General features: G+C 65.3%; 12 protein-coding genes and 1 pseudogene. 3 read left to right on the plus strand and 10 right to left on the minus strand.

Annotated elements, in window-relative coordinates; all coding sequences use genetic code 11:
• Positions 1-1,057: 1,057 nt before the first annotated feature.
• Positions 1,058-2,029, minus strand: a complete 972-nt coding sequence (locus IEW15_RS23350) for a GlxA family transcriptional regulator (RefSeq protein ID WP_188582578.1) — start codon at positions 2,027-2,029, stop codon at positions 1,058-1,060.
• Positions 2,030-2,135: 106 nt separating this feature from the next.
• Between IEW15_RS23350 and IEW15_RS23355 the strand changes: the two genes are divergently transcribed.
• The 3 genes and pseudogenes from IEW15_RS23355 (at position 2,136) to IEW15_RS23365 (ending at position 4,314) form a co-directional block, all read left to right on the plus strand.
• The gene (locus IEW15_RS23355; RefSeq protein ID WP_188582580.1) at positions 2,136-3,287 is read left to right on the plus strand and encodes a DJ-1/PfpI family protein; all 1,152 of its coding nucleotides are present in this window, start codon (positions 2,136-2,138) and stop codon (positions 3,285-3,287) included.
• A gap of 66 nt (positions 3,288-3,353) precedes the next feature.
• The gene (locus IEW15_RS23360; protein ID WP_188582582.1) at positions 3,354-3,833 is read left to right on the plus strand and encodes a VOC family protein; all 480 of its coding nucleotides are present in this window, start codon (positions 3,354-3,356) and stop codon (positions 3,831-3,833) included.
• Between the two features lie 39 nt (positions 3,834-3,872).
• Positions 3,873-4,314, plus strand: a pseudogene (locus IEW15_RS23365) (SRPBCC family protein).
• A gap of 207 nt (positions 4,315-4,521) precedes the next feature.
• Here the strand turns inward: IEW15_RS23365 and IEW15_RS23370 are convergent.
• From IEW15_RS23370 to IEW15_RS23410, 9 genes are all read right to left on the minus strand, one after another.
• The gene (locus tag IEW15_RS23370; RefSeq protein WP_188582584.1) at positions 4,522-5,283 is read right to left on the minus strand and encodes a Phenylacetic acid catabolic protein; all 762 of its coding nucleotides are present in this window, start codon (positions 5,281-5,283) and stop codon (positions 4,522-4,524) included.
• A 154-nt stretch (positions 5,284-5,437) separates the two neighbouring features.
• Complete coding sequence (locus tag IEW15_RS23375; RefSeq protein ID WP_188582586.1) at positions 5,438-5,836, minus strand: hypothetical protein; 399 nt, start codon at positions 5,834-5,836, stop codon at positions 5,438-5,440.
• Positions 5,837-5,844: 8 nt separating this feature from the next.
• Entirely contained in the window at positions 5,845-7,092 is a 1,248-nt protein-coding gene (locus IEW15_RS23380; RefSeq protein WP_322111525.1) for a radical SAM protein, read from the minus strand.
• A gap of 547 nt (positions 7,093-7,639) precedes the next feature.
• Positions 7,640-9,079, minus strand: a complete 1,440-nt coding sequence (locus IEW15_RS23385) for an amidase (protein ID WP_188582588.1) — start codon at positions 9,077-9,079, stop codon at positions 7,640-7,642.
• 87 nt (positions 9,080-9,166) lie between these two features.
• Positions 9,167-9,553 carry an OsmC family protein gene (locus tag IEW15_RS23390; protein ID WP_188582590.1) on the minus strand — a complete coding sequence of 129 codons (387 nt, stop codon included), beginning with the start codon at positions 9,551-9,553 and terminating at the stop codon, positions 9,167-9,169.
• 140 nt (positions 9,554-9,693) lie between these two features.
• Positions 9,694-10,518, minus strand: a complete 825-nt coding sequence (locus tag IEW15_RS23395) for an aldolase (RefSeq protein WP_188582592.1) — start codon at positions 10,516-10,518, stop codon at positions 9,694-9,696.
• A gap of 52 nt (positions 10,519-10,570) precedes the next feature.
• Complete coding sequence (locus IEW15_RS23400; RefSeq protein WP_188582594.1) at positions 10,571-11,002, minus strand: SufE family protein; 432 nt, start codon at positions 11,000-11,002, stop codon at positions 10,571-10,573.
• A 106-nt stretch (positions 11,003-11,108) separates the two neighbouring features.
• Positions 11,109-11,858 (minus strand): PaeR7I family type II restriction endonuclease, encoded by a 750-nt coding sequence (locus IEW15_RS23405; RefSeq protein ID WP_229708591.1) that lies wholly within the window; start codon positions 11,856-11,858, stop codon positions 11,109-11,111.
• Positions 11,848-13,512 carry an Eco57I restriction-modification methylase domain-containing protein gene (locus tag IEW15_RS23410; RefSeq protein ID WP_322111526.1) on the minus strand — a complete coding sequence of 555 codons (1,665 nt, stop codon included), beginning with the start codon at positions 13,510-13,512 and terminating at the stop codon, positions 11,848-11,850. Before IEW15_RS23410 ends, IEW15_RS23405 begins: the two co-directional genes overlap by 11 nt.
• Between the last annotated feature and the right edge of the window lie 454 nt (positions 13,513-13,966).

Genomic DNA, 13,966 nt, shown 5'->3' on the forward strand with positions numbered 1-13,966 from the left:
ACCTCACCCGAGGGAATCAGCCCCGCAGCGCGGGGGCAAGCGGACATCGACAGGGTTGGAGCCCATTCTGCAACAGGCTCCATGGGGGCGATAATGCCGAACAGCCGGAAGCCGCCAACGAGGATCGTCGTCTTCCAAAGGCCATGCCGGACCGGCACGCGGCATCCCTGGCTCCGCGATGCCCGACCTATACATCCGGGCCATTCTGGTCGATGTGCCGCATTCATCAAGGGCGAGAAGATGCTCCGGCGCCAGATCCGATTGGCTTCCTTCTCCAGTCTTCATCTTTCATCACGATTGCCCGTTGAGGGGAATCCCTGATTCCTATGCTGGGCAATTTGCTCTAGCCGGCGCCACACCAGCCGCCGACCCTGACGCATGGTCGCCACCAAAAGAAACGGCCGGCGGGATCCGAGGATCCGACCGGCCGTAAAGTCGACAGTGTGGAGAGGTAACCGAAGAGCCTAAGCAGAAGATGGATGAAGAAGCACGCCTGCTTCACGAGGCGATCCGGGTTGAGGGTCGAGCGGAAAGCACTCACCCCCGCTTCAAGCACTCCGTCCGTGCCCTCAACCCGGCTAGTTCTTCCTTTCGGAAGAACATTCAGTCTCGTGAAGCCGTCTCTTCGTCATTGATTAGACCATCGTAACTTGTGGTGGTCAAATCTTTTTTCGAAGGATCTTAGTACTTGTTTCGTCCAATCCTCTTAGACGAGCAGACAACATATCGAATACTGACGAAGCGCTATGCATCATCAGTAAACGATTGAGGTGCTCCCCACCCCGTTATCTGCCTCAGGTTCGTATTTGCAACTGGCGTGCCAACCCGCCAGAATCGCGGCATTCAGCCGTTCCGGCCCTGCCCGCTCCGGCCCTGCCCACGCGGCAGGCGATGAAACTGTCCATGCTTTGTGCAATCACTCTTCGGGAATGCTCATTCCGCATATATTTTGTGCAGTGCACCTGAAAACCATTCGCAGATGCACAGAACGCGGCCCGTGCAGACGGCCCCCACCGGCGGCAGGCCGCCCGGCTCCCCGACCCTTTGTGATCGGCCGTCATAGGTCCGTATGCATCTCGCGGAACAGCGCCGGCGTGATGCCGAACCGCCGGGCGAAGGCCTCCGACAGCCGCGCGGTCGGGAACAGGCCGACCTGGCCCGCCACCAGCTTGAGCGACAGGCCACGCGAGAGCAGCAGGCGCGCGGCATTCAGCCGGGCCGTCTCGACGAACCGTGCCGGCGTTTCTCCTGTCGCGGCCACGAATTTGCGGTGAAACGTGCGCTCGGTCAGGCCGGCGCGCCCGGCGAGCGAGGGGACATCCAACGGCGCATCGAGATTAGATTGTATCCATCCAATCAGATCGGCAAAGGGGCTGTCGGCCTGCACCTGCGCCGTCAGGATCGGGCTGAACTGAGACTGGTATCCGGGGCGCCGGGCATAGAGGATCAGCCGCTTCGCGACCGCACCGGCGATGGCTGCATCGAGGTCGCGGGCAATCATCGCCAGCGCCATATCGATGCCGGTGGTGACACCGGCCGATGTCCACAGCCGCCCGTCGACCACATAGAGCGCATCCGGGTCGACGGTGACGCCAGGAAAGCGCCGGGCGAGCGGCTCGCAGGAGTCCCAGTGGGTCGCGACGCGCCGGCCGTCGAGCAGCCCGAGCGCCGCCAGAATGAAGCCGCCGCTGCACACCGACCCGAAGCGTTGCGCGCCGGCGGCCAGTCCCGGCAGGGCGCCCCCAAGCACCGGATCGGCCATGGCCGGCAGAAGATGGTCCCGTTCCGCGCCGGCAATCAGAACCGTTTGGGCGCACCCCGGCGCGAGGTCGGAGATCGCCGTGGTGTCGACGGTAATGCCGCTGCTGCTGTCGACCGGCCCGCCGCCGGCCGATACCAGGTCGACGGCATAGAACGGTGCCCGCCCCTGTTGGCACAGGGCGCGATTGGCGCTGTTGAACACCGACGCCGGACCTGACGCGTCGAGCAGTTCGAACCCCGGATAGACGATCAGGACGACAAGATGCATTGGCAGAAAATACGCCCTCTTTGTCATATCCGCCAAACGCTATCGGATCTAGCCTGCAAACAGTTGGCCGACGCCCTGTTCCACCCGTCGATCAGAAGAGGCAGCGATGCGGACATCCATGATCATCCGGGGCGGGATCGCCGTCGTGCTGCTGGCTCTGGCCGGTTTTGCCGGCTGGGTTTTCAGCCTGCCGTCAACGCCCGCCGCGGCCGAAGCCCCCGCCGTGCCGCCCGCCGAACGGGACGCCATGCTCGCATCGCTGAAGCCTGGGGCCCGTGACCGTCCGGTGGTCGCGGTCGTCGGCCTCAACGACGCCACCGAAACCACCGATTATCTGGTGCCGACCGGCATCCTGCGGCGCGCCGACATTGCCCGGGTGATGATGCTGTCGACCGGCCCCGGACCTGTGCGGCTTTATCCGGCGTTGACGGTGGAGCCCGACGCCACCCTGGCGGCATTCGATGCCACGCATCCCGGCGGTGCCGATTACGTCATCGTGCCCGCGATGAGCCGCGACGACGATCCGGTGGTGCTGGCCTGGTTGCAGAACCAGTCCCGGAAAGGGGCGATGATCATCGGCATCTGTGCCGGCGCCAAGGTGGTCGGCGCGGCCGGGCTTCTCGACGGCCGCCGCGCCACGACCCACTGGTATTATGTGGGCGCGATGCTGGAACGCAGCCCGTATGTCAACTATGTCGCCGACCGGCGGATGGTCGTGGACGGGACTGTGGCGACCACCACCGGCATCACCGCATCGATGCCGATGATGCTGACGCTGATCGAGGCGATCGCCGGGCGGACGAAGGCCGAGACAGTGGCCCGCGATCTGGGCCTTGAGGCGTGGAATGCGCGCCACGCCAGCGACGCGTTCAGGCTGACCCGCCGGTTCGCGGCAACCGTCCTTGCCAACAGCATGGCGTTCTGGAACCGGGAAACCCACGGCATCGGCATCGAGCCGGGCATCGACGAGGCGTCGCTGGCCCTGGTCGCCGATGCCTGGTCGCGGACCTATCGGTCCGGTGTCTTCACAGTCGCGACATCGACGGCTACGGTTGTGACGGCGAATGGCGTCCGCGTGCTGCCGGATCGGGACGCGACCGACTGGACGGCCGATCGCGGCATCTCGACATTCCCCGACCGCGGGCCGGCGGACGCCCTGGACCAGACGCTCCACGCGATCGCCGGGCGTTATGGCGCGCCGACCGCCCGCGTGGTTGCCATGCAGTTGGAATACCCGGGCTTTGGAGAGGCCCGATGAGGGGCGGATGGCACAAAGACCCCCCGGACATCCGCAAGGAGCCCCTGACATCCAAGGAGAGCCATGATGACCGATCTCGTAACCTGCCTGTGGTTCGACCACGGCGAGGCGGCCAAGGCCGCCGGATTTTATGCGGCCACCTTTCCCGACAGCCATGTCGACCGGGTGAACGCGGCCGCCTCCGACTATCCCGGCGGGACGGAAGGCAATGAACTGACCGTCGAATTCACCGTGCTGGGACGGCCGTTCCTGGGCCTGAATGGCGGCCCGCATGTCAAGGCGAATGAAGCCGTCAGCTTTATGGTGCTGACCGGCGATCAGGACGAGACAGACCGCTATTGGAACGCGATCGTCGGCAATGGCGGCCACGAGAACGACTGCGGCTGGTGCAGGGACCGCTGGGGCTTTTCCTGGCAGATCACGCCGAGGCGGCTGATGGAGCTGACGACCAGCCCCGATCGTGCGAAGGCGAAGCGCGCGATGGCGGCGATGATGACGATGAAGAAGATCGACATCGCGGCACTGGACGCTGCGGTTGCCGGGTAACCATGGCAGTGACGCCAGAGATCAATGAACGGAACGATCATGCCCAATACGATCAAGCTGCATCGCGTCTTCACCGCCAGCCCCGAAAAGATATCGGGCGTTTCTTGAGCCTGACGCGGTTGCGAGCTGGCTTCCGCCCTATGGGTTCACCTGTACGGTCCATGAACTTGAGGCGACGGAAGGCGGCCGGCACAGAATGTCCTTCCGGAACTTCACGACCGGGCAAAGCCATGGCTTCGGCGGCACCTATCTGAAACTCGTGCCCGGCGAGATGCTGGTCTACAGCGATGTCTTCGACGATCCGAACCTGCCCGGCGAGATGACCGTGACCGTCCGCTTGACCGCCGTCTCGGTCGGCACCGAGATGACGGTGGTTCAGGAGAACGTGCCCGATGTGATCCCCGTCGAGGCCTGTTATCTCGGCTGGCAGGACTCGCTGCGCAAACTTGCCGGGCTTGTCGAGCCCGAGATCACCGGATGAACCGCCAGTGTGTGCGCGATCCGGGCGTGCGCGATCCGGGCGTGCGCGATCCGGGCGTGCGCGATCCGGGCCCGTCCGCCGGTGGCTGACTGCCACCGGCGGTCTTTCTGTGCCCCGCCTTGTGCCCCACATTCCTGTGCCCCGCCTTCCTGTCCCCCGGGCGACCGCAGCATGATCGCACACGGCACCCGGAGGCGGCCTGGCCGGTCAGAGGAACTTGCGGCCGCGGGTCCAGTCGTCTGGCACGTCCAGGCCCAGTTCACGCAGCTGCGGCACGATATGGGCGCAGTAACGCTGGCGAGCCTCTTCATTGGTGTATTTGCGCAGGCCCCACTTCACATAGGCCTTCGAACGCTCGCTTTCCGAACGGCCGAACAGGTCGAGCATGGTTGACCACCACACGCCTTCCAGTTCGGCCTGCACCTCGGCACGGCCTTCCGGAGTGGCGCAGAGCTGCTTCACGATGCGGCGCCCCTGTGCGACGTGGTTGTATTCGTCCATCACGATCGAGATGCACATGTTCGCGATCGGCTTATAGGACGACTGGGCCATTTCCTCGATCATGGCCAGCACGGCACCCTCGCCGATCATCGAGAACAAACCGCGCTGCACCCAGCTGTCGATCTTGCGCACGGCGTCGGTGCGGTAGTGCTGCCGCTCCTGGAAGTGCTGATCCATCATATAGGTGACATCGATGCCCAGATCGCGCAGCACCTCCGCGCCCCGCACGAAATGGTCCATCTCTTCCGCCGCGCGCTCGCAGCACATCTTGCGCTCATAGGCATCGGGCGCCATCGGGTAGAGCAGCTGGGTGTAGTCGTCGGCGCCGGTCAGCTCGCCCTCGGTATGTGCGCGGAGCTGGTGGATCACCAGATCCTGATATTCCTTGGGCATTTTGTAGAACTCTTCGGGGCCGTTCACGACCACGGGAGCCTCGGCCTCAGGGGCCATAGCAACATTTTCGAGCATGATTGCTCTCCTGTTATACCTATGATTAATAACGCGGCCACATGTCGACGCCCAACCCGATGGTGCGGGCTGAAGCTGCGTGTGGGGGGTGCCAGGGATGGTCGCCCGCCGCAACGGTCAGGACGGCCAATGGTCGGAAGTCTGTGGTCCGAGGTCAGAGTCTGGCGACGATCCCGGTGCCGGTGGCGGCGACGCGGCCGGTGTCGTCTTCCACGCGGACCGACACGGTGAACAGGTCACCCTGACGGCCCGTTATCTGCCCGACGGCCTGGAATGGGGCCGCCGGCAATCGGTCGAGCAGCTTTATCGCGCTCTCCACCGTGGCGCAGCGTTCGCCGCCGGTGACGAGGATGGCCGGCGCCACCAGCGCACAATCGAGCACGCCCATGATCACCACGTCGTTGATCCGCGCGGCATCGCCGCTATCGAGGTGATGCGGCATGATCGTCGACACCCGGGCAGTGGCCACGCCATCCGCCGCCACCGTCACCTGAATGCCGGTATGGGTGAGGATGTCGAGGGTATTGAGCCGTGCCAGAACGTCGGCGGTCATGGACTGCATCAATGTGTGGTACCCGGCACATGGACCGAAGGCCGCACGGTCTGTGGCGGCATCACCCCGCCCAGCGCCGGACGACCGGAGGCGGTGGTGTCGGCGCCATGCCTCTCGTCGCTCTGGGCGCCCTTGCGTTCGGCCTTCAATGCCGCATGGGTGACGGCGCTGGGGTTGAACGGGGTCCAGACGAACTGGTTCCAATAGCCCTCGGCGATGCCGATCCAGGTTTCCAGCATCTCGCGGCTGTCGAGGAACTGGTCCATGCTGACCATCAGCCAGGAATTCACCGCCTGACTGTCGCGGCAGCCATCGCAATGACCCGAGGTGCAGCAGAACTTCACCGTCTTCAGATCGGCCGCCCAGGTGTTGAAGAACGGCAGCACCGGATTGCCGTTCTCCAGCCGCTCGACATGATCGGGATGATCGATGCTGATCGACGGGCAGACGTCATAGCCGAAGCTGGCGCCCCAATGGGTGCGGCCGGTGATCATCGCCTCGATGTAATAGGGATGACTGAGCACGGTATCGGGATACAGCGCCTTCACCCGCAGCGCTTCGGCCAGCAGGGCTTCCTGGTGCTCCTGCGCGGTCGGATCGGCCGAGCCGTATTTGCTGTAGAAGTTGAACGACAGCCGGTTGCCGTTGTCGCGGATGCGACGCACGGTGTCCTCGATATGGCCGATGCCGTCCTCGGTCAGCGCATAGACGAAATTGGCCCGCGGGTCGTCGCGGTAATTGTCGAGCACCGTCTCGAACAGGCCGGTGAACTGGCGCCCGCTGGGCTTGATCGCGCGCAGTTCGTCGTCCAACTGGCCACCGCCGAACAGGGTCAGCATCACCGTCACATCCTCGAACCCCTCCCACGGCAGGCGCCGCAGGCCGTTCGACGACACGGTGACATAGCGGATATGCTTCACGAACAGCCGCAGCCGATCGGGAAACAGGGTCGGCTCGCCACCGATGACCAGCGCCGCGTTCACCCGACGGGCCTTGGTCTCGCTCACCAGGAAACTGTCGAGCGTCGCCAGATCCTTCACCTCGCGGGTGGCGGTGTCGTGGCCGTATTCAAAGAACCAGCAGCCCTTGCAGCGGATGTTGCAGGCATTGGTCAGATGGTATTCCGTCACCCGCACGTTGCGGGCATGGGTCAGGATACGGTTCAGGCGTCCGGCGAGGGCCGGATCGTCCGCCGTCAATGCCTGGATCCGCGCCACACGTTCGCGCGACCGGGCCTTTCGCAGCTCCGATTTCATCATCGTCCCCCTGGTCGCCGCTCCGCGCCAGACAGCCGCCATCGGGATGGCGGGTCGGCGCCTGCGGCCGTTATCGACCCGTTTCCCGGGTAATGTGCCGCGGGCGCCCCGTTCCGGCATCTGGCGCCGGTATCCGGCGCCGGCGTTTGGCCCGCGATCATTTTTCATTGAGGAGACGTTCACATCCCCTGCGTGCATTAGAACAACTTCAGAGATAATTTTTCAACGTGAAAAAGGAGTTAATGCTGACCTATACGCGTCAGACGACATCAACAGTGCATGGAGGTGGAAACGTTTCGCATTATGCAACAGTTTTCCACATATGATCGAATGCGGCCGATACCCATATCCCGGTCGACCAATATCTTGTGCTGTCATTGAAAAAGGCGCCTGACCGCATGCTGATGCAGTCAGGCGCCTTGCATTCGACTTGCGCGGGATCATGTACAGCCAGCAGACGGCCGAATGCGGCTCGCTGTCGGGTCATCAAACGGGTGTGCATCCCCGGGCAGTCAACCGCCACGGGTGCATCGTCCGGGTCGGGTGGTCAGCGGGGGTCGATCGGCACCAGATGCCGGGGCGTGAACAGGCTCTCCATCCAGGCGGCACGGGCCAGCAGACCGGCTTCATCCGCCGGCCGGCCGATCACCTGCAGGCCGAAGGGCAGATCCACAGGAGCGCCGCCGCCGGCGGGGCCGACCGGCATCATACCGGCCGGCAGCGACAGGGCGGGCGTGCCGGTGAGCGTGATGGCGAAGGTCAGCGCCAGCCACGACACATAGGTCTCGAAGCGGTGGCCCTCGATCTCGTCCAGCGAGCGGATGACATGCGGGAAAGGCGGGGTCAGGACGGTTGGGGTCAGCACCAGATCGACATCGGCCAGGGTGCGCAGCAGGCCATGGGTCATGGCGGCGCGGTCGCGTTCGCCACGCCCCAGCACGGCGGCGGTCAGCCCCAGCCCGTGTTCGATGTTCCACACCAGATCGGGCTTCAGCCGCGCGCGATGGCGCGTCAGCAGCTCTTCATGGATGGTGGCCATCAATCCGGCGCGCAGAGCCTTGAAACTGCTTTCGGCCGCCGAGAAATCGGTATCGAGGGGGACGATCTCCACACCCTCGGCGGCCAGACGGTCCACAGCGCGGGCAAAAGCGTCACGCACCGACGATGCAACCGGCACGATCCCCAGATCGACCGACACCGCCACGCGGCGCGGCCGCATCGGGCTGGTCGCCGCCGCCTCGAAGGCGCCAGGCTCCGCCTCACGCGATAGCGGGTCGCCCGGATACAGCCCGGCCATGGCATCGAGCATCAGGCCCAGATCGGCGACATTGCGCGCCATCGGCCCGTCGACATCCAGGGTCGAGAAGGCGGCGACCGACGGCCCGCGCGGCACCCGCCCCGGCGTCGGGCGCAAGCCGACCACGCCGGTGAAGGCCGCCGGAATCCGCAACGACCCGCCCAGATCCGAGCCCTGGGCCATCCAGGCGCAGCCGGTCGCCAGCGCCACCGCCGAGCCGCCCGACGAGCCGCCGGGCGTGTAATCGGTGTGCCAGGGGTTGCGGGTGGTGCCGAACACCTCGTTGAAGGTCTGGGCGCCGGCACCGAATTCCGGGGTGTTGGTCTTGGCATAGACGATGCCGCCCCGGTTCTGCAACCGCGCCACCACCGTGTCGGACACCTCCGGCACATGATCGGCAAACACCGGCGAGCCATAGGTGGTGCGGATGCCGGCGGTGGCGGTCAGATCCTTGATCGCCACCGGCAGTCCGTGCAGCCGGCCGGGCTGGCGGCGCCGGTCGGTGGTCGGCATCCAGTGGCGAGCGGCATCTCGGGCCTGATCGAAGGCGCGGGTCACCACCGCGTTCACGGCGCCGTCGACCGCATCGATGCGTCGCTCCAGCGCATCCAGCAGATCACCCGGCGCCACATCGCCACGCGCCAGCCGCGCCACCAGATCGCGGGCGGTGGCCTTGATCAACTCATCCATCGGACGTTTCCTCGAACGGTATGGGGCCGTGGCGGTCTTCTGCGCGCAAGACCTCTCATGCGCGGGACGCCATCGGCAGTCTGGTGCTCAGGCCAGCCTGGTGGCGATGCCGAGGCCGGCTTTCAGCGTCAGCGTCACCGGGGTGCGCTCGGCGATGTCGGCGAGGCGTGCGCGCTGGTCATCCGACAGCGCGCCCTCAAGGGTCAGCACCCGGTCGATACGGGCCACATCATCCACGCGGTGGAAATGCAGCGCGACATGGGCGGCGGCCAGCGGCCACTGCTTGCGCTCGGCATACATCTTCAGGGTGATGGCGGTGCAGGCACCAAGGCTTGCCAGCAGCAGATCATAGGGTGCTGGCCCTGTGTTGCCGCCGCCCAGCGCCGCCGGCTCGTCGGCGGTCAGGCTGTGATCGCCTGAGCGGACCGAGACCGCATAGCGGGCCTCACCGATGCTGACCTCTGCTCTGGACATGTGCGGGGGAATCTCCTGCTGCGACGGACCAATAACCTTGTCCGCCATCAGACCGCGATCGGCGACGGGGTTCAAGCCGCGCGGGCACCCTATGGACCGCGCGACAGCCCGGGACGCCGGTAGATCAGAACGCTGGCGGATCAGGACGCGAAATCGGGCTCGCTGCGCGCCAGGATGCGCTTCACGCTCTCCAGATGCAGCCGGGCGCTTTCGGCGTCGCCGTCGCGCATCTGCCGCGCCGTGGCCCGCGCCACCGGCTCCGGCACCGGCAGCAGCGGGCGGCCGGTCGACAGCGCCCGGATCTGCACCTCGGCGGCGCGTTCCAGGTAATACAGATCGTCCCAGGCCTCGGCGATGCTGGGGCCGGTGACCATCACGCCATGGCTGCGCATGAACAGGATGTCGGCATCGCCCATGGCGGCGGCGATGCGGTCGCCTTCGGCGGCGTCCAGCGCCAGACCGTTATAGACCGGGTCCACCACCGTGCGGCCCAGGAACTTCAGCGCGGTCTGCCCGGCATATGCCAGGGGGTCACGGGCCAGGGGGTCATGCGCCGGCGGCCCGTCCTCGATCATGGTCAGCGCGGTGGCGTTGGGCATGTGGGTGTGGAAGGCGGCGGCGGCGCCGGGCTTGTTCAGATGCAGCCGGGCGTGGATATAGAACGCCGACGCCTCGGGCGTGCCGTCGCCCTGAATGACATTGCCGTCGAAATCGCAGACCAGCAGGCTGGACGCGGTGACCTCGGCGAAGGCCAGCCCATAGGGGTTGACCAGAAACAGATCGTCGCGCCCCGGCACCAGGGCCGAGAAGTGGTTGCAGATCCCCTCGGCCAGCCCCAGCCGCGCCGCCATCCGCAGACAGGCGGCCAGATCCACCCGCGCCCGCGCCAGCGCCGCCTCGTCGATCGGGCTGTTCAGACGCAAGGGGACGGTGGCGCCGGGCTGGCGGATCAGTTCATGGGCCATGGGTCAGGCTCCGTGGATCAGAGGGCAACGGGATCGGACAGGGCAGGCAGGATCACGACGCCCGCTTCAAGGCATCGGCGGCGACATCGGAAATCCGCTGCACCATGGCATAGAAGCCGTTGCGGCGATTGGGGCTCAGATGCTTGTCCAGACCGATGCGGGTGAAGATGTCGTTGATGTCGGTGGCGACGATCCGGTCGGCGGGCTCGCCCGAATAGGCGGTCATCAGCACGGCGATCAACCCGCGCACGATCTGGCTGTCGCTGTCGGCGCGATAGCGCACCACCGGCGGCGCCCCGGGCTCGACCGCGCTCACCAGCCAGACCTGGCTCATGCAGCCCTCGATCTTGCTCTCGGCCGTGCGGTCTTCGTCGGGCAGCGGATCCAGCTTGCGTCCCAGATCGATCAGATAGGCGTAGCGTTCCTCCCAGTCATCGAACAGGGAGAAATTCTCGATCAGCTCTTCCGTCGCGGCATTGGCCATCGGGCGCGGGTCTCCGGCGCGGGTACGGGTGATTGCGGTTGAGGCCAAGATATCGAGCCGGAGGGGGAGAGTGCAAGGCGTGGGGTGGGAATGGTGGCAGCGTGCCTCACCCGCTCCGTGCCGCTTCCGCCGCCACATGCCCTGCGAGCGAGGCCACGAAGGTTCGAAGGTTGGTCATCTCGGATATGTCGGCGACGTCGCCTGTAGTTGCCGCCGAGCGGGGCGACGTGATGACCGATGCCGTCGTATAAAGCTGCTCCCGCACGAGACGCTGGCAAAGGATGTCGTAACGCCTGATGCAGGACGCGCCCCGGAATTCCGGGAAAACCGGGAAGTGCGGAGAGGTGTCACGGATCGGCGCGCGGGATGCCGGCGCATCCTCGACCAGCATCAGCCAGCCGAGGAAGGGGCGCGGGTTCGGGCCGAAGCCGCCTTCCCGATAGCTGGTCCAGAAATCATGAGCCGTGCCGATGGCCTCTTCGGCACGGTTGTTGAAATTGTTCCTGAATGACGGTCCGACCTGGCTCTTGAATTCCAGCGCAGCGATAAGTCGTCCATCCTGAATGACCAGCAGATCCCAGAGTTTCGTCGGACGGAAATACCCCGGCAGGGTCAGCAATGACCGCTTCCGATGGATCGCCGCGTTCTGGAGACCGTTGGCGCGGATGATGTCGGTCGCCAGGGCCGCGAAGCCGTCCATGTTCTTTCCAGCCGTGACGCCGGCGCGCTCACCATGATCGACCGCGCCGGCCTCGATCTGCTTCTGCCGCGCCTGTTCGCGATTGCCCCAGAACGCCATGACTGACTCGCGGGCTTTGTGTTCATAATCCGCCAGATCCAGCATGTCAGTCGCCATTGCCTCCCAGTGCCGCCCGCTCCGCAGGCGTCATGTCATAGAGCGCGAAGACCACGCGGTTGCAGGCAGCCTGATCCCCGGCCTCGGCGGCGGCGATCAGTGCGCGCCGCATATCGCCCGGAACATCGTGCCAGTGCGGCACGCGGATGCGGCGCAGATACTGGGCCTGAAAGCGCAGAAAGCCGCCATGCATGCGCGTGGTATAGATCGCGACGAACAGCCGCGCGATGCCGGACATCAGCACGGCCTGAAGCGCGCGCAGATCCCAGACATCACTGGTTATGTAATAGAGGTTGTGGTGGGGGTAGAACTGGCCGTTCTCGTGAACGATATGCGCGTGCCCCTTGATATCGGGGATCAGAAGCTTCGGTGTCGTGGCCAATGCCGGATAGATGCGGTCGATGGTTCGATACCAGTTGGCGGGTGCCTTCCTGGCGATGTGGCGGTTGGCGATTTGATCTTTCCGGGCCTCTAGATAGCGCCTGAGCCGGGGATACTGGGCCAGATCGACCAGCCCGCCGCTGTCTTTGAACGGATTGACGACGCCATGGCCACGCCACGCGACCGTGCCGCCCGCGATGTCGCGCGTCATGACCAGCGGCAGCTTGCGGTCCGGTTCGACATCAAGTGTCTCGAAGGGGGCGATGAACGCGGCGTCGGCCCCGGTCGCGACGCCGATACCGACCCGGCATCCGGCCTCTTCCAGCGCCGGATAGGCCGCTTCCAGCCGGCGAACCAGGGCAAGCTGATCGGACGCGTCCAGAATCCAGGGTTCCGACCCGCTGACGACGCCGCCGATTTCGCGGATGCCGCAGCGGTCGCCCGACGCATCCGCCGGGTCCGTCGCAAGCAGCCGGCCCGCAAGCCCGGCAAGTGCTGCCGCATCGATCTCGGGCCGGTGGGCGATGCGCGTCATCCCGGCCTTTTCGCGCGCAATGATGGTGATCGCGGGATAGGCGATGACGTCGGTCTGGAAGGCGGCGGTGCCGACCATGTCGACATGGATTTTCAGATGAAAGCCCTTGGCGACGAACTGCCGGAGCGGGCCGCCATAGCGGTTCTTCATCCAGCGATCGGCGCAGATGAAGCCAAGCTGGCCGCCTTTCAGAAGCATGGACAGCGACCGCTCGATGAACGGGATATAAAGATCGGCGCGGTCGAACACGGTGTCGTAGCGGGCACGATAGGCCGCGATCAACACATCCGGGATCAGTTCCTGCCGGACATAGGGCGGATTGCCGACAACGACATCGAACGCGCCGTCGATCTGCGTCAGCAGGAAATCCCCCTGAACCAGCCAGAGATCGGCAAGGCGCCGCGCGGCCGCCGGCGCCACCCCCCGCGCGATCAACAGGCCGATGACCTTGGCCTTCACCGCAAGGAAGGTTTCCCGATGCAGTTCGACCGCCCGGATGCTCCCCCCAAGCGCCGCCACCGGATCACCCCGCATCGGATCGCCCCGCATCGGCTCACGGCTCCATGCGGTCAGCAACCGATCGATCGCCGGCAACAGAAAATCGCCGTCGCCACAGGACGGCTCAAGAAGACGCATGCGGTGCAGCGGCTTATCGCAGGTATAGCCGGTCAGATCGAGGATGAACCCAACCACCTCGCGCCGGGTGAAGATCGCCCCCCGCGCCTCGGCCTCCGACATGGCAAGATCGTCAAGCGCCGCGGCGATCGGAGACGCCACCCGCGCGGGAACGGTCTTGTGAACTGCGACACCGGCCATGCCATTTTTTCTTCGCGATGAGGGGGTGTTCAGGGTTGCCGCAGACAGAGTCTCAGATTTTGGCGGGGTGGCAAGGGTGGGGGAGGCGCAGTGTGGAGAAAAGGGGATGGGGAGTTGTGGGGCGAACAGAGGGGCAAAGCTGCGATCGGAAGTGCCTGCACGTTGAATGCGTTTTTAGGGTTGGCAGAGGCTTCGGGTGCATCACGGCCGATTGCGACTGGACTGACTATCAATCTCCTCTCGGCAGTCGCTCTCGCCATGGTTATCGCCTTATGGTTATGATTGCGTCAGAGTCTAGCAGCCTGTCGGACTTTCCCCAGCGTGCGAGCGGTGCGATGATTCCGTTGGTTTCAACGGGATTGCGCGCTGATGGCCC

The organism is Tistrella bauzanensis (genome assembly GCF_014636235.1).
GTDB lineage: Bacteria > Pseudomonadota > Alphaproteobacteria > Tistrellales > Tistrellaceae > Tistrella > Tistrella bauzanensis.

Excerpts from the sequence above, each read along its gene's own strand:
- IEW15_RS23350 (WP_188582578.1), bottom strand. The coding sequence starts at position 2,029 with ATGCATCTTGTCGTCCTGATCGTCTATCCGGGGTTCGAACTGCTCGAC.
- IEW15_RS23355 (WP_188582580.1), top strand. The coding sequence starts at position 2,136 with ATGCGGACATCCATGATCATCCGGGGCGGGATCGCCGTCGTGCTGCTG.
- IEW15_RS23360 (WP_188582582.1), top strand. The coding sequence starts at position 3,354 with ATGACCGATCTCGTAACCTGCCTGTGGTTCGACCACGGCGAGGCGGCC.
- IEW15_RS23370 (WP_188582584.1), bottom strand. The coding sequence starts at position 5,283 with ATGCTCGAAAATGTTGCTATGGCCCCTGAGGCCGAGGCTCCCGTGGTC.
- IEW15_RS23375 (WP_188582586.1), bottom strand. The coding sequence starts at position 5,836 with ATGACCGCCGACGTTCTGGCACGGCTCAATACCCTCGACATCCTCACC.
- IEW15_RS23380 (WP_322111525.1), bottom strand. The coding sequence starts at position 7,092 with ATGAAATCGGAGCTGCGAAAGGCCCGGTCGCGCGAACGTGTGGCGCGG.
- IEW15_RS23385 (WP_188582588.1), bottom strand. The coding sequence starts at position 9,079 with ATGGATGAGTTGATCAAGGCCACCGCCCGCGATCTGGTGGCGCGGCTG.
- IEW15_RS23390 (WP_188582590.1), bottom strand. The coding sequence starts at position 9,553 with ATGTCCAGAGCAGAGGTCAGCATCGGTGAGGCCCGCTATGCGGTCTCG.
- IEW15_RS23395 (WP_188582592.1), bottom strand. The coding sequence starts at position 10,518 with ATGGCCCATGAACTGATCCGCCAGCCCGGCGCCACCGTCCCCTTGCGT.
- IEW15_RS23400 (WP_188582594.1), bottom strand. The coding sequence starts at position 11,002 with ATGGCCAATGCCGCGACGGAAGAGCTGATCGAGAATTTCTCCCTGTTC.
- IEW15_RS23405 (WP_229708591.1), bottom strand. The coding sequence starts at position 11,858 with ATGGCGACTGACATGCTGGATCTGGCGGATTATGAACACAAAGCCCGC.
- IEW15_RS23410 (WP_322111526.1), bottom strand. The coding sequence starts at position 13,512 with ATGTCGGAGGCCGAGGCGCGGGGGGCGATCTTCACCCGGCGCGAGGTG.